Here is a 19468-nt window from a genome sequence, read left to right as displayed (position 1 = left end):
GGCCCCTTCGCCACAGCCTCCGCCGTCAGGCCGGGCGGCGGCGCAGCATGTGCTCGCGCGCCGCCGCGTCACGCGGACCCGTCCGCCCCGCCAGCTTCCCCGCGATCCGCTCCTGAACCTCGTCCGACCGGCTGCCCCCGAACTTGAACTTCGCACGCACGCCGGTCACTTCGAGCCGCAACCCGCGGATGCCGGACAGCAGCCTGCCGTACGGCGCTTCACCGACCGCCACCTCCGCCGAGCCACCCTCCGGCTGGAAGTGACCGACCTGGCGGTCGAGCAGCTCGGCCTTCTCAGCCGGGTCGTCCACGACAAGGGCCCGGCACCGGAGTTGGACCGCCGCGTAGAAGCTGGTCGGCACGCCGTGCTCGGGCGGTTGCTCCGGCGCCGCCTGCCAGGGTCCGGGCACGTACACGTAGTCGTCGACCACGCTCAGGACGACCTCGGGGTTCGCCAGCAGCGCCGGCCACATCGGATGGGGGCGGGCCAGATGCGTGACGGCCTCACCGCGCTCGGCGTCGTACGCGAAGTGCAGCGGCTGGACATGCGGCGGCTCGCCGTCCAGCCCGTTGACGACGAGCTGCCCGAAGTCGTGCACGTCCAGCCACCGCTGCCACTCCGCGTCTTCGCGGGGCCCGTCCCACGGGTGGATGAGCATCACAGGGATCCGAGGTAGTCGGGGAGCTCGGTGCCGGGGGCCAGGCCGGGGTCGCCGACGGGCGCGTCGTAGCCCTTGCGCAGCGGGACGACGCCGGCCCAGTGGGGCAGGGCGAGGTCCTCGGGCTCGTCGTTCACGCCGCCGGTGCGGAGCTTGGCGGAGACCTCGTTCAGGTCGAGGCGGATCACGGCGGTGGCGGCCAGCTCCTTCTTGTTGGCGGGGCGGGAGTCGGCCGAGCGGCCCGGCACCACATGGTCGACCAGGGCATCGAGCGCGACCCGCTTCTCCTCGGGGTCCGTCACGTCGTACGCGAGGCCGTGCACCACCACCGACCGGTAGTTGATCGAGTGGTGGAAGGCGGAGCGCGCCAGGATCAGCGCGTCGACATGCGTGACCGTCAGACACACCGGCAGCCCCGGGTCGGCCTGGCCGGTCATCCGCAGCGGACGCGAGCCCGTCGAGCCGTGGACGTAGAGCGTCTCGCCGATCCGGCCGAACAGCGTGGGCAGCACGACCGGCGCGCCGTCACGCACGAAGCCGAGATGACAGACGTAGGCCTCGTCGAGTACCGCGTGCACCAGTTCCTTGTCGTACGACGCCCGGTCCGGGGAGCGCGTGGGGACGGTGCGGTCGGACGGCGTGTAGGCGGTGGGCGGCGACGTCGGCTCCTTGGTCCCCTGCATGACGGTCTCCCTTGCGTTCTATATTGCACTAGTGCATAATCTGTTTTGTGCTAGGAGGATATCGGATCGAAGGGCGACGCGCAGCAGAGATTGCGGCGAGCGTCGAGCGTGCGGTGGGGGCCGGCGAGCTGGAGCCCGGCCAACTCCTTTCCCCCATGCGGGAGTTGGCGGTCGAGCTGGGTGTGAATCCCAATACCGTCGCGGCTGCCTACCGGATCCTGCGGGAGCGCGGGGTCATCGAGACGGCGGGGCGGCGGGGCAGCCGGGTGCGGCCCAAGCCGGCCACGACCGGGCGCGAGTCCATCCGGGTGGACGTGCCGGAAGGCGTACGGGACGTGGCGAGCGGCAACCCGGACCCGGTGCTGCTGCCGCCCCTGGCCAAGGCGTTCGCGGCGGCCGCCGAACAGAACGACCGCGAGCCCGTCCTGTACGGGGACGCGGCCGTGGATCCGGAGTTGGCGCGTATCGCGCGGGCCGCGTTCGACGCCGACGGCGTTCCGGACGGGCCGATCGCCGTCACCTCCGGCTCGCTCGACATGATCGAGCGCGTCCTCGCGGCCCACCTCAAGCCCGGCGACGCCGTCGCCGTCGAGGATCCCGGATGGGGCAGCCTGCTCGACCTCGTCCCGGCCGTCGGGCTGCGGACGGCTCCGGTCGGCGTGGACGACGAGGGTCCGCTCCCGGCCGACGTGCGCCGGGCCCTGGAAGCGGGGGCGCGCGCCCTGATCGTCACCTGCCGGGCGCAGAATCCGACGGGTGCGGTCGTGAGCGCCGCACGCGCGCGTGCCATCCGATCGGTGCTGAAGGACCACCCGGACGTCCTGCTCATCGAGGACGACCATGGCCACGGCATCGTCGACCTGCCCCTGCACGCCCTGGCCGGCACCCCCCGCAGCTGGGCGTTCGTCCGCTCGGCCGCCAAGGCCTACGGCCCCGACCTGCGGCTCGCCGTGTTCACCGGCGACGCCGTCACCGTCGACCGGGTCCGCGGCCGCCAGCGCCTCGGCCCCGGCTGGGTCAGCCGCATCGGCCAGCGAGCCCTGGTCCGGCTGTGGGCCGAGGGCGCGGTCGACCCGAAGGCGGTAGCGGCGGCGTACGCCGGTCGCCGAGACGCGCTGATCGCCGCGCTGGCGGAGCGGGGGATCGCGGCGCACGGACGCAGCGGGCTGAACGTATGGATTCCGGTGCCCGACGAGACGGGGGCCGTGGCCCGGCTGCTGCACGCCGGCTGGGCCGTCGCGCCTGGCGCGCGCTTCCGTATGAGCGCGCCACCAGGGATCCGGATCACCGTAGCGACCCTCGCGACGGACGAGATCGCCCCGCTGGCAGAGGCGGTGGCGGCGGCGGTGGGCCCAGCACCGGCAAGGGGCTACGTCTAGACAGGGTGGGTGCAGCCAACCGTCCTATTGGGCGCCCCGCTTCACCTGAGTAAGCGCCGCCCCCACAAGAACGATCACCGCACCCACCGGCGTGGTCCAGCGAAGCGACTCCCCGAGGACAGCGACACCCGCAGCCGTCGCAATGACCGGAATGAAGTACGTGACCATCTGAGCCGTGGTCGGCCCGACCTCAGCGACCAGCCCGTACTGAATCAGAACCGCGAGCCCAGTACCGAGGGCGCCCAACGCCACGATCGCCAGCAAGGGAAGAAGCGACAGCCGCGTCGGCACAGAGGTGAACGCCGGTGTCACAACGGCCAGTTGAACCGTGGCCAACAACAACTGCGCCCCGGTCAGCGACAGATGCGAGTGACTGGATCCGGCCAGCGTGCGACGGACGTAGATCCAGCCGATCGGGTAGCTCAGCGAGGCCAGCAACGCCATCGCCGTCCCCCTCGCATCCAGCCCGGCAAAGCCCTGCCAGGCCCCGAGCACCGTCAGCACTCCGAGGAAGCCGATACCGAGCCCCGCGACTCTGACCCGCGTGGGCCGGTCCTCCGAGAGTGCCACCAGGGACAGGGCCATGCCCCACAGCGGTGAGGTCGCGTTGCAGATTCCCGCGAGCGTGGACGGGATCGTCAGCTCGGAGTACGCGAACAACGAGAACGGCAGCGCGTTGAGCAGGAACGCGGCGACCGTCAGATGCCCCCACGTGCGTGCCCCGCGCGGCAGCCGCTCCCGCTTCACCGCCATCGCGGCCGCCAGTACCGCCGTACCGAACACCAGCCGCCCGAGCGTGACTTGGAAGGGGGCGTAGCCATCGGTGCCCACCTTGATGAGCAGGAAGCTGAAGCCCCAGATCAGGGAGAGGGCGGCGAAGCGCAGACGCCAGTCGAGGCGGGCGCGGGGGAGTGGGCGGGCGGTGGCTTCGGCCGGGTTGCGGGAGGCGGTGACGGTGGTCATGGCAGCAACGATGCTGCAGCCGATCTCGTAGCACAATCGAGATTTCGCAAGCGATATCTCGTAGCATTGCTTATATGTTGAACCTGGAGCGCCTGCGCACCCTCGACGCCCTCGCCCGGCACGGCTCGGTCAGCGGCGCGGCCGAAGGGCTGCACATCACGACCTCGGCCGTCTCGCAGCAGATGTCCAAGCTGGAGCGGGAGGTCGGCCAGCAGCTCCTCGCCAAGAACGGCCGGGGTGTACGGCTCACCGACGCGGGCCGGCTGCTCGCCGAGCACGCCTCGCGCATCCTGTCGCAGGTCGAGTTGGCCCAGTCCGACCTGGAGGCGCAGCGAGGAAAGGTCGTCGGCGAACTGAGACTGGCGGCGTTCCCGACCGCGGCACGCGGACTGTTCCCGTCCGCGCTCTCCGCCCTGCGCGCGGCGCACCCCGCGCTGCGCGTGCGCAGTTGCGAGCTGGAGCCGGAGGGCGGCATCGCCGGAGTGATCCGCGGCGACCTCGACCTGGCGGTCGTGCTCGACTGGTACAACAAGCCGATGGCGTTGCCCGAGGGCCTGGTCAAGGCGCACATCCTGGACGATCCGGCCGACGTGGCGATGCCGGCAGGGCACCGGTTCGCCGACCGGGACGAGGTGGATCTCGCCGAGTTCGCCGAGGACGAGTGGATCACTTGGGGGGAGGGCGAGTTCTGTCACGAGTGGCTGATGTTCACGCTGCGCTCCAAGGGCATCGAGCCCCTTCTCGGCCACCGCGCCCCCGAGACGCACACCCAGCTCGCGCTGGTCGCGGCCGGTCTCGGTGTGTGCATCGTCCCGTTGCTGGGGCGTCATCCGACGCCTGCGGGGGTCGTGACGGTGCCGTTGCAGCAGCGGGTGCGGCGCCATGTGTACGTGGTCTGGCGGGCCGACGCCGACCGCCGCCCGTCGATCCGGGCGGCGGTGCGGGCGCTGCGCGATGCGGGGGAGAACGTCTCCTGAGGCCGCCTACAGCGCTCCCAGTTTCCTGAAGTCCCAGGACACGATCTTCGCTGGCGTCAGCCGCACCCACGCGTGCCGGCCGTCGTGCGGCATCTCGTCGAGGCCGAAGTTCTTGCGCGCGAACAGCGTCTCGGGCACGTCGAGTTCGGCGCGCAGCTCGCCGACGCGAGGGCTCTCGCCCACGAACTCGACGGTGCCGGACAGCTCGACGCCGCGCAGCTGCTCGTACTCCTCACCCGTGTCGATCACGACGGCGACCCGCGGATCGCGGCGCATTTCGGCCCACCGCTTGCTGCGGACGACCGAGTACAGCCACAGCGAGGTGCCGTCCCAGGCGAACCACAGGGCGCTGACATGCGGGAAGCCGTCGGCGGACACCGTGGCGACCCGGCAGGTGCGCTGGCTGGTGAGGAACTCGTCCAGCTCACCGGGCGTCATCATGATCTTCCGGCCCCGGCGCTGCTCAGTGACGGTCATGCGGCCCCCTCTTCTCTCACGTCGTGTCAGAGGAGAGATCCTCTGACATCACGTCAGAAAAGGATGGGTCGTCTTCCGTCCACACGCAATGGTGGTTCCGTCCTCACCCGAAGGTGGCTACGCTCGCCGCCCACGCCGCCGTCGGGCACAGGGGGACCCATGCCGTCGTACGCCGAACTCAGCGCACTCCTCGACCCCGCGACCACCGTCCTGCTCACCGTCGAGTGCCAGCAGGGCGTCGTCGGACCGGACAGCGCGCTGCCCGAACTCGCCAAGGAGGCCCGTTCCTCGGGAGCCCTCGTCAACGTCGCCCGGCTGGTCGCGGCCGCCCACGACAGCGGCGTCCAGGTGATCCACGCGATCGCCGAACGCCGCCCGGACGGCCGTGGCGCGAACCGCAACGCCCGCCTCTTCCGCGCCGCCGAACGGCTCCCCGTCCAGCAGCTGTCCGGCACGAGTGCCGTACGCGTGGCGGAGCCGATCGAGGTGGCCGAGGAGGACTTCGTCGTACGACGGCTGCACGGCCTGTCCCCGATCCAGGGCACCGACGTCGACGCCCTGTTGCGCAACCTCGGCTGCCGCACGCTGATCGTCACCGGCGTCTCTGCCAACGTGGCGATCCCCAACGCCGTCTTCGACGCAGTGAACCGGGGCTACGTCGTGGTCGTGCCGCGGGACGCCATCGCAGGGGTGCCCTCGGACTACACCCCCGCGATGATCCGCCACACCCTCGCATTGGTCGCCACGGTCGCGACCACGGACGAGGTACTGGGCGGCCTCAAGCGTCCACGCCGGGTCAGGCGAGCGTGATCGAGTCGCCTGCCACGCTGATCTCCTTGGCCTCCAGCGGCTGGGTGGCGGGCCCCTTCTTCACGCTGCCGTCGAGGACGGAGAACTGGCTCTTGTGGCAGGCGCAGGTGATCGTGTCGCCCTGCAGGTCCGTCATCGGACATTTCTGATGGGTGCAGATCGTCGAGAACGCCTTGTAGTCGCCCGCCGTCGGCTGTGACACCACCACCTTCTCGTCGCTGAAGACCTTGCCGCTGCCCTGAGGGATGTCGCTGGTCTTCGCGAGCGCCGCACCGCCGGCACCGGCCTCGCTGGACGAGCCACCCGCTTCGGTGCTCGCACCACCGCCGGCGGCGCCCTGTTGGGTGGAGGATCCGGACGTGCCGTCGTCCGACCCGCACGCGGTCAGCGCAGCGGCGAACCCCGCCGCGCCTACCGCCGCCACGACGGTACGGCGACTCGGGCCCGACACCGGCTGAACTGATTCGCTGGTCATGCTGACGTTCCTTCCGCGGATTCCTGATCTGGCGAGAGGTACGGCCCTTCGGGACCGGCTGTTCAGACGATGTCGAAATCCTGACTCGGTCCGGCGCGGAGGTGGGTAAAGCGGAGCTGTCGGTTCCCTGTCCAGGGCTGTCGATGTGCTGTCGGCGCAATCGCACCGTCGCCCGCCCGGGCCGTCCCGTGCTCCCGCCCCGCGCCAGTAACCTGGGGCGATGCTCAAGGAAGTCATCGCGACCCGCTTCATCACGCCCCTGCGTGAGGGCGGCTCACTGCCGGGGCTCGTCGAGGCCGACGACTTCGGGACGTACGTCCTGTAGTCGTCCACCCAGGGGAGCTGACCTGCGGTGATGCGGCTGTACCGGTGGCTGACCTGCGGCGATGAGTCTTTCAGCGACTTTCACGGACGTGCCGTGTTATGCGCTCGATCCTCCCCACGCGCTCCCCAGAAACGCGGATCCTCCCCAGATTCTCCCCAGGGGGCGTGGCGCGCCGGGCAGCGGTGATAAGGGGGATCACCGCTGCCCGAGACACGCTGAGTGACTGCAGTTGAGGCGGGGCGATGCACCGAGCCGGCCCTGTCCTGGGCCGTTGTCTTGGAAGAGACCAGCGAAAGGCTCTGCCAGTGTTCGGCGAGCCCGCGTGCCATTCCCTGGCCGGCCAGCGCGTAGCCCCCGCTACGGCATGTAGTACCTGCCACGGCGTCATCTCGATGGTCCGGCCGCACTCGGTCCGGGCAACGGGCTGCAGGTCGGGTTTCCTGCGCCCCGTCTCCTGGCCCTTCTCGCGCCGTTGTGCGTCGATGGCCGCCGCCGCTTTCCCCGTGTGCTCGACCAGGTCCGCTGTCGAACGGACGTGGATGCTCGTCTGGAGGCTGAGTTCCTTGAGGGTCTGTCGTGCGGTTCTTGCCATGCGTCCCCCTGCGGTGTCCGCGCGCTCCGGCCGGCCGGGAACGGTAGTTCGGCGCATTGGGGCGCATACAAGTGCGCATGGGGTGCCAGCGTGCACAACCGGTCACACAGGACCAGGTATGACCAACGGCGACGGAAGCCTCGTAGAACTTCCGACAATCCGCACTCGTCAACGAGGCGGTGCCCGAGTGCCCTCTTGCCGGGGGATGTTCGAGTGGATGAGCCGGGCAGTCATGCCCCGCCGATCAGACGGAGGCGGGCATGGACTCAAACGGGCATCACGACGGTGCTGCACTGGAACCCGGACAGCCGACGGACCCGTTCCCGGTGGGGTCGTATGGTGAGGGGCGCCAGGATGGCGGAAGCGCGGTCGCGGATCTGGCTGGCGAGTTCGGCGCAGAGCTGGTGCGGGCCATTCGCGTGGGCCTGTCCCAGGGGGCGGACCCGGCGCGGGTTCCCGGGGCCCGTCGAGGCTGAGCTGGTATGCCTTCGCGATCAAGTACGCGCAAGCGCACTGGCCCGGTCGGGCGGCCAAGACCCGGGATGAGGTCAGCGAGGCGCTGACCGCCGTCACTCTGGCGATGCTGTCGGATGTGCCGGGCCGTCCGAAGGGGGAGATCCTGCGCCGTGCCCTGCGGCACTGGGCCTTTGTCCTGCCCGGGGCGGGGCAGGAGGCGATGGGGGCGGAGGACCGGCTGGTGCTGCAGTGGGTGGCGAAGGCGTCCCGGCCGCTGGTCGACCTGCACGATCCGGTCCTGGCGCGTGATGTGCTGGAGTCGCTGCGCCGCAAGCTCGATGGCGGGGAGGCGGCGGTGGAGACGATGCGCCGTAAGCGCAAGGTGCTGGTGCACGCCCTCCACTACGCCGTGGAGCGGGGTGAGTTGGGCAGTCATCCGCTGGCGAAGATTCGCTGGGGGGTGCCCAAGCCGGCCAACGTGGTGGATCCGCGGGTGGTGGTCAATCCGTACCAGGCTCGGGATCTGCTGAGTGCAGTCTCGTACGTGGGCGGCTACCGGCGGGCCCGCGGTCGCCGGCTGGTCGGGTTCTTCGCCGGCATGTACTACGCGGGTCTGCGCCCGGAGGAGGCGGTTGCGGCGGCGCTGCCGGACTGCCGTCTGCCCAGGACCGGTTGGGGGCGCCTGATCGTGCACCGCACCCGTCCGCAGGCAGGCAGACGGTGGACCGACACCGGCGAGTACCACGATGACCGCGGGCTGAAGAACCGGCCGCCCGGCGACACCAGGGTGGTGCCGCTCCCTCCCTACTTGGTGGCCCTGTGGCGCGAGCACGTCGCCACTTTCGGGACCGCCGACGACGGCCGGCTCTTCTTCAGCGAAAGCGGCCGCATCCTCACCTACGCCACCTACCACCGCGTCTGGCACGAAGCCCGCGACCTCGCCCTGCCTCCCGCCCTCACCAGCACCCCGCTCGCGAAGCGCCCGTATGACCTGCGGCACTCGGCGCTGTCCACCTGGCTGTGCGCGGGCGCCGATCCGGCCGAGGTCGCCCAGCGGGCGGGGAACAGTGTCGAGGTCCTGCTGAGCCGGTACGCCGAGTGTCTCTATGACCGGCAGTCGATCAACAACCAGCGAATTGATGGGCTGTTGAGCGCCTCGACCAGCCGCCCGAACCGGACGCGGCATGAAGAGGCCAGCACGTTGTTGGGAACTGGATCAGGCGATCTCGACAGTGGGGAGTCGGGGCATGGTGGTCGAAGTTGAGCGGGTGAGCCGGGAGCGGTTCGAGGAGTTGGTCGCCGACGAGGGGATCTTGTTGGCTCACCGTGCGCTGTGGTCGGCGCTGTGGGACGGTGAGGCACGCGTGGCGGATTGGCTGCGGGCGCAGATCGAGGATGTGGACCTCCCGGGCCGGCAGGTGCACATGTGGGAGCCGGTGAGACCGGACACGCCGGAGTGGGTCCCGATGAGTGAACTGACGGCGTCACTGCTGGGCCGGTTGATTGGTGATCTGACGAGCGGGCCGTTGTTCTTCGACGGCCCGGAGCGGGTCACGCGTGAAGGGGCCTTCTCCATGGCGCGCCGTCGCGCGGGGACTGGCCTGCACGCGTTCCGGTCAGGTGGCTTGAGTGCCCGATTCCCTCAAGCAGTCGCGGAATCCGTGCCGCTGACTGGGCGGCGATGAACGTGAGCGCCAGCCCCGCCGCTCGGGAGGTCCGCCTCCGGGCAGCAGCTCTGTTCGGCCCCGCAGGCAGACGTTCGCCCAGTCTTGCCCTGTCCTGTGGGCGAATCAACTCCCTTGTGACTGAGTCACTTGGGGCCCGCGCTGTGTGAGGGAAGACACGCGGCGGATCTTATGAGTGGGTGCCATCCGGAGCGTCCAGGGCGTTTCGCGCCTCCTCGGCGAAGGCTGAGAGCTTCTCTTTGAGTTCCGAGGCAGCCGTCGTCACCCGTCGCGAGCGCTCGCCAAGCGCTGGATCGTCGTACGCGCGCTTGGCGTAGATCAAGGAATACGACCGGGCGCTGTGTGTGGCTGTGGTCGCAAGTTCCACGATGGCCTCGGCCAGGTCTGCGATGCCGCGCGGTCCTTCGATCATGACGATGGGACCGGTTGTGCGCACTGCTGGCAGGAGGGCGAACACCTCCTGCCAAGCGGCGTCGAGTTCTTCCGGGAGTGATCTCCCCGGCGTAGGTAATTGACGAAAGGCGTCCCAGAGCTTCTTGGTGGGCAGTGATGGCTTCTCCAGCGGGGAGGTGCTCAGTGCCTCAGCATCGCTGATGTCCCGCCCGGGGGCGATGGTGGTGCCCTGGCTACCGCCGAATGTGAGCTTGCGGGCTGTGCCTGGCCAGACCTGGGCGTCGCCGGCGGACCGGCCGACGGCCGCGGCGGTGATCCGCAGGGACGTGGCGCCGTACGTGTTGGACAGCCGGATCCTCAACGTGGATCCGCCGGCGGCGACGCGGACCACTTGGCGTATGGACTGGTCGGCGAAGCCCTGGCCTGACCAGTTGGGCGCCTGGTCCTCGCCGCCCTCGACGGGCCTCTGCATGGCTGTGCCCCACGCCCCGGTCCACACAGGCCCCGCGGCGGCACGCGGCTGCTGCCGCGTCTCCTTGTGCACCACGGCGGCCGCCGCGATGACAAACGTGGTGAGCACGGCTGTGGCGGCGGCGAGCATGCCTCGTCGTCCCGCCCTCTTCGGCAGTGGCAGCCTTGCTGAATTCATCAGAGATCTCCTCGGGAAAGAGCGATGAAGAGATCTCACCGTCATTCGGGTCCGAGATCACCGGGGGCTATCCCCCGAAACGGTCTTCGGGCTGGCCCTACCCGGCGTCGGGGTCGTGGTCGATCGCCAAGTCCAGGCCGCCTTCTTCAGGAGGGCGTGCGAGGTTAGGCGATCTGGGTGGCGGGTGGCGCAACCTCTCGAAACCGAAGACAATATTACGAAAAGTAGCTGTTCCATTACATATAGTTACTGAAGGGTGGGGGCCTTGACCACTACCCGATCCGCGGTCATCTGGCCTATGCGCAGGCATCGCTGGTCAGATGTACGCCGCAGGGATCACGCGGCACCACACCCCTCTACTGCGCCGACCCCGGCGGTCTGCAGGAAGGAGCCCGAAGAGTGATGTTTCAGCGGACGAGCGGGCTGCGCACTCTGGCGGTCGGCTCGGCGGTTGTCTCCGGCGCCCTGGTCGTGACGGCCTGCGGCTCGAACGACAGCTCCCGGCCCTCCGGCAGATCGCCTACGGCCGCCTCGCCCGCCACCACAGGTGCCGACGGTGTCAAGTGCGGCAAGGCGGCCACGCTGTCGGCTTCCGGCTCGACTGCGCAGGAATTCGCGATGCAGTTCTGGATCAAGAACTACATGCGGGCCTGCCCCGGTACCCGGATCAGCTACGAAGGCAACGGCTCCGGTGCCGGCCAGACCGATTTCCTGAAGGGTAGAACCGCCTTCGCGGGTTCCGACTCCGCACTGAGCGCCGCCCAGATCGCCCAGTCCAAGAGCGTCTGCATCAAAGGCGGTCGGGCCGTCCACCTGCCGATGCTCGGCGGCCCGATCGCAATCGCCTACAACCTGCCCGGGGTCAGCAAGCTGATCCTGGACGCCCCCACACTCGCCAAGGTCTTCGACTCGCAGATCACGAAGTGGAACGATCCGGCGATCGCGAAGCTCAACGCCGGAACCAATCTGCCGTCGACGCCGATCCAGGCATCACACCGCTCCGATTCCTCCGGCACGACGGACAACTTCACCTCCTACCTGAGCGCCGCCGCACCGAGTGCCTGGCCGTACGGGCACAGCAAGGAGTGGATGGCCAAGGGCGGCCAGTCCGCCAAGGGTTCCTCGGGCCTCGTCGAACGGGTGAAGAAAGCCACGGGTGCGATCGGCTACGTCGAGCTGTCGTATGCGATCGCCCGCAACCTTCCCACGGTCTCGATCGCCACCGGCGCTCCCGCTCCGGTCGACCCCAGTGTCCTCACCGCCTCCAAGGCGATCGCCGATTCCAAAATCGCCGGCACCGGTGACGACCTCGTGCTCAAGCTCGACTACGCGACCAAGACGCCGGGTGCCTACCCGATCGACCTGGTCACGTACGAGATCGTCTGCGACAAGGGCAACAAGTCGGCGACGTGGCCCGCCACCAAGGCATTCCTTACGTACATCGCCAGCGCGAAGGGCCAGGAGGACCTGAGTTTCCAGGGCTACGCGACGCTCCCCGCCACCATCGTGGACAAGGTCCGCAGCAAGATCAACAACCTGTCCTGACCCCAACGTGGTGACTCTCGACTCTGCTGGTGATCTCGGGTGGGTCATGCGATGGCTGAGCAGAGGGTACGGAAGTGTGCGTGGACTTTTCCACGCGCTCCGGCAGTTCCGCCTGGTCCTCCTCGGACCGCGCCGTGTCGTCGGAGCGCAGCCAGGACACCGCAGCCTTGATCGCGGCGAGCGGAGTGCGTAGGTCGCGGCTGACGGGGGCGAGGAGGGCGGTGCGGATGCGGCTGGGGCTGACCGCCGCCACGGTGTTCGCCATCCTCACGTTCCCCGGCCTCGTCCTCACCGCGGTGCTCAGCGGCATCCGCACTGGCTGACAAGGACCCGGCCCCTCCCAAGCGTCTCGCTCCGAGCGAGTCCGCCGCACCCACCCTGCGCTCCGACAAGGCCCGACGCGATGACCCACGATGCCGACGGACACCCCCGCCTGTCACAGCCCCCGTGGGGCGACACTGTCAGTAGCGAGCAGCGTGCAAGTTCGGTCGTGACGATGATGAGCAGCTCGATACGGATGGGACGGGTCGGTGGGGTACCCCTGCGCATCCACTGGACGGTTCCGCTGCTGGTCGTCCTGTTCGGTTACGGCCTGGTCGACCGGACGCTCCCCGCCATGGTTCCGGGACGGTCTGCGACCGCCTACTCCGTCGCCGGACTCGTCGGCGCCCTGTTGCTTCTGCTGAGTCTGCTGGCGCACGAGTCCGCGCACGCGATCACGGCCCGCCGTAACGGCATCCCCGTCCACACCGTCACCCTCTGGGCGCTCGGCGGCATGACCGAGATGGGCAAGCCGCCCGCACCCGGGGCGGCCTTCCTCGTGGCCGTGAGCGGGCCGCTGACCAGCCTGGCCATCGGTGGAGCGGCGCTCGGTGCAGGAGTAGGACTGGATGCGGGACTCGGCTGGGAGGTACCTGCGGCCGTCCTGGTTTGGCTCGGCTGGGCGAACCTGCTGCTGGGCGTGTTCAACCTCCTGCCCGCCGCACCGCTCGACGGCGGACGCGTGGTGCAGGCCGTGATGTGGTGGCGCACCGGAGACCGCGAGCGGGCCGAACGGGCAGCCGGCCGCAGCGGACAGCTCCTCGGCATCCTGCTGATCGTCCTCGGCTGGATCGCGTTCCTGGGCGGCGCATGGGGCGGACTGTGGCTGGCCCTCATCGGCCTCTTCATCATGATCGTCGCCAACGCGGAGCGGCGGCAGGCGACCCTGACCACCGCCCTGGGCGGGCTGCGCGCCGCCGACGCCATGTCCAGCCCCGTGGAGACGGCCCCCGACTGGATCACCGTGCGGCAGTTCATCGACGGACCGGCGATGACCGCCCGCCACGCGGCGCTTCCGTTGCTCGACTTCGAGGGGCACCCCAGCGGCCTGCTCGACCTGCCCCGACTCACGAAGATCCCCGCGGCGCAGCGAGAGACCCTGCGCCTGCGCGACGCGTCCACCCCTCTCGCGCAGTGCACGACCTGCGCGCCGGGCGACCTCCTGGAAGACGCCCTCAAGAAGCTCAAGCCGCTCACCGGTGTGCGCATCCTCGTCATCGACGGCCGGCGCCTCACCGGCATCATCACCGCGCGCGACATCATGCGCCTGACCCAGCGACGCCAACTGCGTAGGAAGGGACCCGGCTGAGAACCCGGCTTCGCCCGCTGGGAGGCTCGCACCGCGCCGGGCGGGGGATCACCTCCGCCGAGGCAAAGGTGCGGCCGGTCAGGGCCCGGGCGATCTCGCTGTTGACGCGGCCGATGGCCGTGCGGACGTCCTGTCCGTTGTAGCGGGCCTTGTCGCCGTCGGGGAGTTCGACGGCCTTGCGGCTGCCGGTGGAGGTTCCGGATGGGACGCCGGCACGGAAGCGGCTGCCGTCTGCGGTGGTGAGGGTGACGGCGAGGGTGGGGTGGGCGCGGGAGTCAAGGATCTCGACGGTGTGCAGGTGCGGGATCTGCAAAAGCATGGTCTTCCCCAGTTCGGTGGCATGGTGGAGCGTTCAGAGATGGTCGGCGGCGGCAAGCTCGGCCTTCGGCTGGGGTCCAGGTACATCCCCGGACGTTGGTGGTGACAGAGGAGGGCCGCCTCCTGGGAGGACCAGGAGGTCCTGCAGTGCTCCGACGTCCTGCACGCGTGGCGGGAGAGGTAGCCAACGGTGACGCTCCGCCCCGATGTCGTCCTGCTCCACCCGCGCACTCACTCCTGAACGTGTCTCGGGGAGCGGACCTGCTCGTCGTGGGCCGCCGCACCGGTCCCCAGGCGGTAGAGGGCCGACCGGGACCGGTCTCCCCCACGCCTCACTGCACCACGCCCGCTGCCCGGCGGCGGTCGTACCAGACGCCGGCTGAGGCGGACCAGCAGGTCCGACCAGCGATCCGGTGGGCGCCTGGGCGTTCAGCCGAAGAACACCTCGAACTCGTCGTACAGCGACGGATTGACCCTCTTGGTCTGTGCTGTGGCCTCGGCGAGGGGAAGACGGATGATCTGGGTGCCGCGCAAGGCCACCATCACGCCGAAGTCACCGTCCCTGACCGCGTCGACGGCGTGCAGTCCGAAGCGGGTGGCCAGCCACCGGTCGAAGGCACTCGGGGTGCCGCCGCGCTGGATGTGACCAAGGACCGTGGTGCGGGCATCCTTGCCCGTGCGTCCCTCGATCTCCCGGGCCAGCCACTCGCCGATGCCGGACAGTCGCACATGGCCGAACTCGTCCAGCGTCTGGTCCTTGAGGATCATCTGCCCCTCTTTGGGGACGGCCCCTTCGGCCACCACGACGATCGGCGCATAGTTGATCTTGAATCGGCTCTGCACCCATGCGCAGACCTGATCGATGTCGAATGGCCGTTCCGGGATGAGGATCACGTTGCCGCCCCCCGCGATGCCGGCGTGTAGGGCGATCCACCCGGAGTGCCGCCCCATCACCTCGACCACCAGTGTTCGCATGTGCGACTCGGCCGTGGTGTGGAGACGGTCGATGGCCTCGGTCGCGACGCCGACGGCGGTATCGAAGCCGAAGGTGTAGTCGGTGCCGAACACGTCGTTGTCGATGGTCTTCGGTACGCCGACCAGATTGATCCCTTGATGGCTCAGTTCGGTGGCCACACTGAGCGTGTCCTCGCCGCCGATTACGACGAGCGCGTCCACGTTGTGCGCGGCAAGGGTGTCCTCAATGCGTCGCAAACCGTCCTCGTGCTTGAACGGGTTGGTGCGGGAGGAGCCAAGGATGGTTCCGCCGCGGGGGAGGATTCCTCGCACGCGGGAGATGTCCAGCGGCACGACATTGCCCTCCAGCGCGCCGAGCCAGCCGTCTCGCAGTCCGACGAAGTCGAAGGCGTACTCCTGGATGCCTTTACGGACGACGCTGCGGATCACGGCGTTGAGGCCGGGACAGTCACCGCCGCCGGTCAGCACTCCGACCTTCATGGCTGCCGCCCTTCCGCTGCGTCACCCACCGGGTTGCAGCTTCTTGCTGATCGGAACCGCTGTCGGGGGATATGGGCTCTCTCTCCAGCCTCGCTCTATCCGATCCGCAGTGACCACTCCGCGGACTCGGGTACATCCGGGCGGCTCGCTCGGAGGTTCGGTCGGTACCGATGGCGATGGATTGCTGTATGCCGATGCGCCTCCCGGTAGCGGCCGTCAGGCGCCCCGCAGTCCGCCTGCGCAAAGATCATCGGACTGGGCCGAGATCGGACAGACGCTGGCGGACAAGGCCGCGCTGCACACCGCGGAACACCCCACAGCGCTCCACGATCACCTTCCGTTCCACCCGCATCACGGGAACGCCGCACTCCTTCGAGATCACAGGGGACCTCACCATCAAGGGCCGGACCCGCCCGGCGACGGTGCACGGGAAGGGAACGGAGACGGGCTGTTGTGTGGCTGGGCGATCGTCACGCAGCCCACCTGGGCATCAGGCCGTTCACCGCGTTCTTGGGCGCGTTGCGGCTGGCGAACGAGTCCGCATGGAGTTCGAGGTGGCCCGGCTCGAACCGGCAGACGGGCCTGGGTAGCCGTCCGGCCGGCTGCTGCGGTCGGATCGGGTGAGGGGCCGTCCTATCGCGGAGGCATGGGCGAGATCGTTGTCGTGTTCGAGCTCGACAAGGCGGTGGCCACGCGTGTGCCGCGTGGTGAGGAACGGCCCGTCCGCCGCGTGCACGCGGCGCCCGCAGCCCCGGGGGCGCCCACCGCGACTGGACCCCGAACCATCTGCGGCAAGGACACCTTCGCCATGGAGACGACCGGCCGGAAGCCCTCTGAGCGTCGTGAGACGCCGTGGTATCCCGAGGAGTACGCGTCTGCGGTCTGCCCCGACTGCGATGCCGTGATGGAGACCTGACCGGCGTGCCGACTGCCCCGGCGTCGCTGCGTCGGCATGCCCGGTCCCTGGCCACATTGCTGCGGCGGCGTGTCGTGCGCTGTCCAGCCAGATCGAGCTGGTCGACATGTCGCCTCCGGCGCTGCGCCGCCGTATGGCGCACGGCAACATCTACAAGCCGGACAAGGTGAACGCGGCCCTGTCGAACTACTTCCGGCCCGGGAGTCTGACCTACGGTACTGCCGCAGGTACTCGTCGACCCGGTCAGCCACCCAGAGGAGGGCCAGCTCGCAGCGCCAGGCTTCGAAGATCTGGGGCTCGCGGGAGCGGATCGTGGTCGGCCTGACCGGCGGTCCGGAGGGCCGCACGCTGATCCGCCGCGCCGCCCGCTTGGCGGAGAACGGCGCGCGGGCGGCGAGGTGCTGGCCGTGCACATCGCCAGCAGTGACGGCCTGACCTTGGCGTCCTCCAAGGAGCTCGCCGTGCAGCGCAGCCTGGTCGAGGAACTGGGCAGCACCTTCCACCACGTCGTCCGCGACGACATCCCGGTCGCCCTGCTCGACTCCGCCCGAGGGGCAAACGCCACTCAGATATTCCTCGGCGTCTCCCGCCACAAGAGGTGGCGGTACATCTTCGGCCCGGGCGTCATAGCCGAGGCGGAAGTGGGTCGTCGCAGGCGATGCGCTGACCCGGACAGGCCACCACGCAGTGGACGTCTGCCTGGCCATGCGCCCGCTGGTGGAGGCGATGTTGATCGTCTCGCCGACAGGGCGGAGCAGCCCGTCGATCAGCGTGGCGAGTCGTCGGCGTGCCGTTCCGCCACCGCGCAGGGCCGAGGTCACTCAGCGGGGCGGCAACAGCGTCCGGGTTCTCCTGTCCCTGGTACGCGCAGTGCCTCTACGACTGGTAGTCCATCAACAACCGCCGCATCGGACACCGTTGCGCGGGTACGACCGGCCTCCCGAGGCGGTGAGCAGCCTTCGGGGGCGAGAGAGTTACGACCCTGATGACCGCTCCTCCGCACCGCTCACTCAGCGGCTCTCATTCATGGCCGGATCTCTTCAGGAATGGTCTGTCTCCTCAGGGACGGGAATAGCCTGCCGCCAACAGGTGGACGAGTCGATCCTGGGAGCCAGACGGCAGAGCCTTCGTGCGGTGGCCTCGGCGTCGTCCCGCACGGAGACAGCGAGCAGCGCCCTGACGCTCGCAGATCCGGATGATGCGGTGGGTGCGGGCTGCGGTCAGGTCGTGGGTGTGGCCCGGCAGCGCGGGCGAGATCCACAGCACTGCGCCGGCGGGATCGGTGACGACCTGGACGTTCACGCCGTGACGGCGGTGCTTGGCCGAGTAGTCGGCTCGGCTGTCGCCGACGCGGTCGCACTCGGCGAGGGTGCCGTCCAGCAGGACGAACTCTGGACCGTGCTCGCGCAGAGTCTTGAGCAGGCCCGGTGCCCGGTCGGCGAGCAGGTCGTTCACAGCCGTGACGTAGGCATGGGCGGTGCCGACGGATATGCCGAAACCGGCCGCGATCCGGGCGAGGGCGTCGCGTCTGCGCAGGTACACCAGAGCGATGAGCGCGTGCTGGTGCGGCGGGAGTTTGCACCGTCGGTCACGCTCACGGGTGACGATGAGCATCGTGACCCACTCGACCAGGGCATGCGGGAGGTCGAGTGCGGCAGGATGGGGAACCAACAGGGCTCCTGTGCGGGTGGGTTGAGACGTCGAACACCTCACCCAACAGCACGGGAGCCCTGTGCGTTGCGGCCCTCACCTCGACCTCACCGGTCTCACCCGATCAGTGGTCACGCTGAAAACGTTCACGGATCAGCGTGCGGCTTCCTACGGTGAGGAGGCCGACCATACCTCCGGGCCCCCGCCGTGCCACTCGATCAGGGGCGAGTCGGCCACGTCGACTTCGTCCAAGCCCTCCAGGCCCGCCCGCTCCAGGAAGACAGTCAAATCGTGCAGGCTGTACGCCGTACCCAGCGTCCTGCTGTCGACCTGGACACGCCGGCCGCCGGTCTCGGCGGGCGGAGACACGATCACGCGACGTTCGGCCATGCCACCAGCCTCACCCGGCCTGGGCGCGTACGCATACAGAAGTGGGCCGTCAGGGATGGCGTTCTGGCGCCGGGCTGCTTCTGCTGACGTAAGGGCGGGCTCGACTGCACGTTGGCCCGCCTCGCCGGTGAGCGGCGCGAGGCGGGCCAGGCGCGGCCGATGTCGGCCCGGGTAGCGCGTCCCACTCTGGCACGGTCGCCGTGCGCGTCGAGGTAACTGCGGCCGCGGCGCGCCCCCGTCGGCGATGCCTGTCACCTGCTCGGTCTTCGTCAGGTGGTCAGGCCAACTGCCAGTCGGACAAGCTGTAGTCGTCGTCGCCGACGTCGGCGGTCAACCGCATGCCCGGCAGGTCGCTGACAGAGACCCCGACCGCGGCAGCGATGACCGCCGCCGGATGGCGCTCCGGCTCACCGCGCTCGGCTGGTGCGACGTCGGCGACAATCTCGGCCTGATCGCCGAACAGCAGCAGGACGCGGACGGTGACGCGCTCGGTGGTCATGGGCGCCATTCTCCTCGGTAGGCAGGGTGGTGGGCGTGCCGCGACGCGCGCAGCCGCACGGCGGTCTCCCGCCGAGCACCCGGCACACCAGCCAGGTCGGGGCAAGCGGTCTCGTCCACAACCGCCTGCGCGGCTTGGCACTCGTCGAGCAGCTGCCGGTCGGCCTCGTCGCCGACGAGACGCGGGACGGGACACCGTACCCGCAGGCACCTTCTACGGTCCCGCCCGGTACAGGGCATATGGCAGCGGCTCGCAGGTCGCTGCGTGCGACGCCTGGGCGTCTGGATCCGCCGTTGCAGTACGCATGAGCTGTGTTCTCCTGGCCTTTCGTCAATCGCCCCCTGGGGACGGGTGAGTGACTCTACGTTGTGTTGTGGGGTCAACTTTGGTGCATTACAAGGAGGTTGTCAGATGACGGATGACGCGTCCGCCGTGGGCGTGGGGTGAACCGCTCCGGGTCTGATGGAGGCTCGATTCCCTGAGAGGATCGAGTCATGGCACGTCCGTCCCCCTACCCTGCTGAGCTTCGTGAGCGCGCGGTGC

Annotated in this window: 20 protein-coding genes and 4 pseudogenes; 11 read left to right on the top strand and 13 right to left on the bottom strand. The window is 69.4% G+C overall.

Going from position 1 to position 19468, the window contains the following annotated elements; genetic code table 11:
* Positions 1-25: 25 nt before the first annotated feature.
* Together ADL12_RS41455 and ADL12_RS41450 are read right to left on the bottom strand one after the other, a co-directional pair.
* Positions 26-658, bottom strand: a complete 633-nt coding sequence (locus tag ADL12_RS41455) for an FMN-binding negative transcriptional regulator (protein WP_062713172.1) — start codon at positions 656-658, stop codon at positions 26-28.
* The gene (locus tag ADL12_RS41450; RefSeq protein ID WP_062713170.1) at positions 658-1341 is read right to left on the bottom strand and encodes a pyridoxamine 5'-phosphate oxidase family protein; all 684 of its coding nucleotides are present in this window, start codon (positions 1339-1341) and stop codon (positions 658-660) included. The genes ADL12_RS41455 and ADL12_RS41450 overlap by 1 nt, the downstream gene beginning before the upstream one ends.
* A gap of 47 nt (positions 1342-1388) precedes the next feature.
* Here ADL12_RS41450 and ADL12_RS41445 point away from each other — a divergent pair, with 47 nt between their 5' ends.
* Positions 1389-2720 (top strand): aminotransferase class I/II-fold pyridoxal phosphate-dependent enzyme, encoded by a 1332-nt coding sequence (locus ADL12_RS41445; RefSeq protein ID WP_062713168.1) that lies wholly within the window; start codon positions 1389-1391, stop codon positions 2718-2720.
* 24 nt (positions 2721-2744) lie between these two features.
* Here ADL12_RS41445 and ADL12_RS41440 read toward each other — a convergent pair whose 3' ends face one another.
* Positions 2745-3683, bottom strand: a complete 939-nt coding sequence (locus ADL12_RS41440; protein ID WP_244188244.1) for a DMT family transporter — start codon at positions 3681-3683, stop codon at positions 2745-2747.
* A 74-nt stretch (positions 3684-3757) separates the two neighbouring features.
* On the opposite strand from ADL12_RS41440, the gene ADL12_RS41435 reads away from it, so the two are divergent.
* Positions 3758-4660, top strand: a complete 903-nt coding sequence (locus ADL12_RS41435) for a LysR family transcriptional regulator (RefSeq protein WP_062713164.1) — start codon at positions 3758-3760, stop codon at positions 4658-4660.
* A gap of 6 nt (positions 4661-4666) precedes the next feature.
* On the opposite strand, the gene ADL12_RS41430 is transcribed toward ADL12_RS41435, so the two are convergent.
* Complete coding sequence (locus tag ADL12_RS41430; RefSeq protein ID WP_062713163.1) at positions 4667-5137, bottom strand: pyridoxamine 5'-phosphate oxidase family protein; 471 nt, start codon at positions 5135-5137, stop codon at positions 4667-4669.
* Between the two features lie 159 nt (positions 5138-5296).
* On the opposite strand from ADL12_RS41430, the gene ADL12_RS41425 reads away from it, so the two are divergent.
* Positions 5297-5947 carry a cysteine hydrolase family protein gene (locus tag ADL12_RS41425; RefSeq protein ID WP_062713162.1) on the top strand — a complete coding sequence of 217 codons (651 nt, stop codon included), beginning with the start codon at positions 5297-5299 and terminating at the stop codon, positions 5945-5947.
* On the opposite strand, the gene ADL12_RS41420 is transcribed toward ADL12_RS41425, so the two are convergent.
* On the bottom strand, positions 5934-6422 hold the full coding sequence (locus tag ADL12_RS41420) for a Rieske (2Fe-2S) protein (protein WP_062713161.1): 489 nt from the start codon (positions 6420-6422) through the stop codon (positions 5934-5936). The two genes, ADL12_RS41425 and ADL12_RS41420, sit on opposite strands and share 14 nt — an antisense overlap.
* Positions 6423-6642: 220 nt before the next feature.
* Here ADL12_RS41420 and ADL12_RS58750 point away from each other — a divergent pair.
* The 3 genes and pseudogenes from ADL12_RS58750 to ADL12_RS41410 all read left to right on the top strand — a co-directional run.
* A pseudogene (locus tag ADL12_RS58750) lies at positions 6643-6744 on the top strand (HipA family kinase); the annotation flags it as partial.
* A gap of 1187 nt (positions 6745-7931) precedes the next feature.
* On the top strand, positions 7932-9059 hold the full coding sequence (locus ADL12_RS41415; protein WP_244188243.1) for a tyrosine-type recombinase/integrase: 1128 nt from the start codon (positions 7932-7934) through the stop codon (positions 9057-9059).
* The gene (locus tag ADL12_RS41410) at positions 9043-9480 is read left to right on the top strand and encodes a hypothetical protein (protein WP_062713160.1); all 438 of its coding nucleotides are present in this window, start codon (positions 9043-9045) and stop codon (positions 9478-9480) included. The genes ADL12_RS41415 and ADL12_RS41410 overlap by 17 nt, the downstream gene beginning before the upstream one ends.
* A gap of 169 nt (positions 9481-9649) precedes the next feature.
* Here the strand turns inward: ADL12_RS41410 and ADL12_RS55815 are convergent, their stop codons facing one another.
* Complete coding sequence (locus tag ADL12_RS55815; RefSeq protein ID WP_208614723.1) at positions 9650-10522, bottom strand: hypothetical protein; 873 nt, start codon at positions 10520-10522, stop codon at positions 9650-9652.
* Positions 10523-10921: 399 nt separating this feature from the next.
* On the opposite strand from ADL12_RS55815, the gene pstS reads away from it, so the two are divergent.
* On the top strand, positions 10922-12067 hold the full coding sequence (gene pstS / locus ADL12_RS41400) for a phosphate ABC transporter substrate-binding protein PstS (RefSeq protein WP_107120157.1): 1146 nt from the start codon (positions 10922-10924) through the stop codon (positions 12065-12067).
* Between the two features lie 88 nt (positions 12068-12155).
* Here pstS and ADL12_RS57915 read toward each other — a convergent pair.
* Positions 12156-12302 (bottom strand): annotated as a pseudogene (locus tag ADL12_RS57915) (histidine kinase dimerization/phospho-acceptor domain-containing protein); the annotation flags it as partial.
* 264 nt (positions 12303-12566) lie between these two features.
* On the opposite strand from ADL12_RS57915, the gene ADL12_RS41390 reads away from it, so the two are divergent.
* The gene (locus ADL12_RS41390) at positions 12567-13697 is read left to right on the top strand and encodes a site-2 protease family protein (RefSeq protein WP_062713155.1); all 1131 of its coding nucleotides are present in this window, start codon (positions 12567-12569) and stop codon (positions 13695-13697) included.
* On the opposite strand, the gene ADL12_RS41385 is transcribed toward ADL12_RS41390, so the two are convergent.
* Entirely contained in the window at positions 13648-14016 is a 369-nt protein-coding gene (locus tag ADL12_RS41385) for a hypothetical protein (RefSeq protein ID WP_079052555.1), read from the bottom strand. The two genes, ADL12_RS41390 and ADL12_RS41385, sit on opposite strands and share 50 nt — an antisense overlap.
* A gap of 428 nt (positions 14017-14444) precedes the next feature.
* Positions 14445-15470: a 6-phosphofructokinase gene (locus ADL12_RS41380; protein WP_062713151.1), complete on the bottom strand. Its 1026-nt coding sequence runs from the start codon at positions 15468-15470 to the stop codon at positions 14445-14447.
* A gap of 170 nt (positions 15471-15640) precedes the next feature.
* On the opposite strand from ADL12_RS41380, the gene ADL12_RS51860 reads away from it, so the two are divergent.
* The 3 genes and pseudogenes from ADL12_RS51860 to ADL12_RS57375 form a co-directional block, all read left to right on the top strand.
* Positions 15641-16060: a YceI family protein gene (locus ADL12_RS51860; protein WP_107120156.1), complete on the top strand. Its 420-nt coding sequence runs from the start codon at positions 15641-15643 to the stop codon at positions 16058-16060.
* A gap of 56 nt (positions 16061-16116) precedes the next feature.
* A complete protein-coding gene (locus ADL12_RS41375; RefSeq protein ID WP_062713148.1) occupies positions 16117-16386 on the top strand; it encodes a hypothetical protein in 270 nt (89 codons plus the stop codon).
* Positions 16387-16468: 82 nt separating this feature from the next.
* Positions 16469-17012 (top strand): annotated as a pseudogene (locus tag ADL12_RS57375) (universal stress protein); the annotation flags it as partial.
* A 547-nt stretch (positions 17013-17559) separates the two neighbouring features.
* Here the strand turns inward: ADL12_RS57375 and ADL12_RS41370 are convergent.
* The 4 genes and pseudogenes from ADL12_RS41370 to ADL12_RS58745 all read right to left on the bottom strand — a co-directional run.
* Positions 17560-18057 (bottom strand): annotated as a pseudogene (locus ADL12_RS41370) (transposase); the annotation flags it as partial.
* A 147-nt stretch (positions 18058-18204) separates the two neighbouring features.
* Positions 18205-18426, bottom strand: a complete 222-nt coding sequence (locus ADL12_RS41365) for a hypothetical protein (protein WP_062713146.1) — start codon at positions 18424-18426, stop codon at positions 18205-18207.
* Between the two features lie 277 nt (positions 18427-18703).
* Entirely contained in the window at positions 18704-18925 is a 222-nt protein-coding gene (locus tag ADL12_RS41360; RefSeq protein ID WP_062713144.1) for a hypothetical protein, read from the bottom strand.
* Entirely contained in the window at positions 18922-19164 is a 243-nt protein-coding gene (locus tag ADL12_RS58745; protein ID WP_425265208.1) for a DUF6221 family protein, read from the bottom strand. Before ADL12_RS58745 ends, ADL12_RS41360 begins: the two co-directional genes overlap by 4 nt.
* Positions 19165-19468: the final 304 nt, after the last annotated feature.

Origin of the sequence: Streptomyces regalis, assembly GCF_001509475.1 — a bacterium.
Taxonomy (GTDB): Bacteria; Actinomycetota; Actinomycetes; order Streptomycetales; family Streptomycetaceae; genus Streptomyces; species Streptomyces regalis.
The sequence above is the reverse complement of the archived record's forward strand: the minus strand, read 5'-3'. Positions and strand labels throughout refer to the sequence as shown.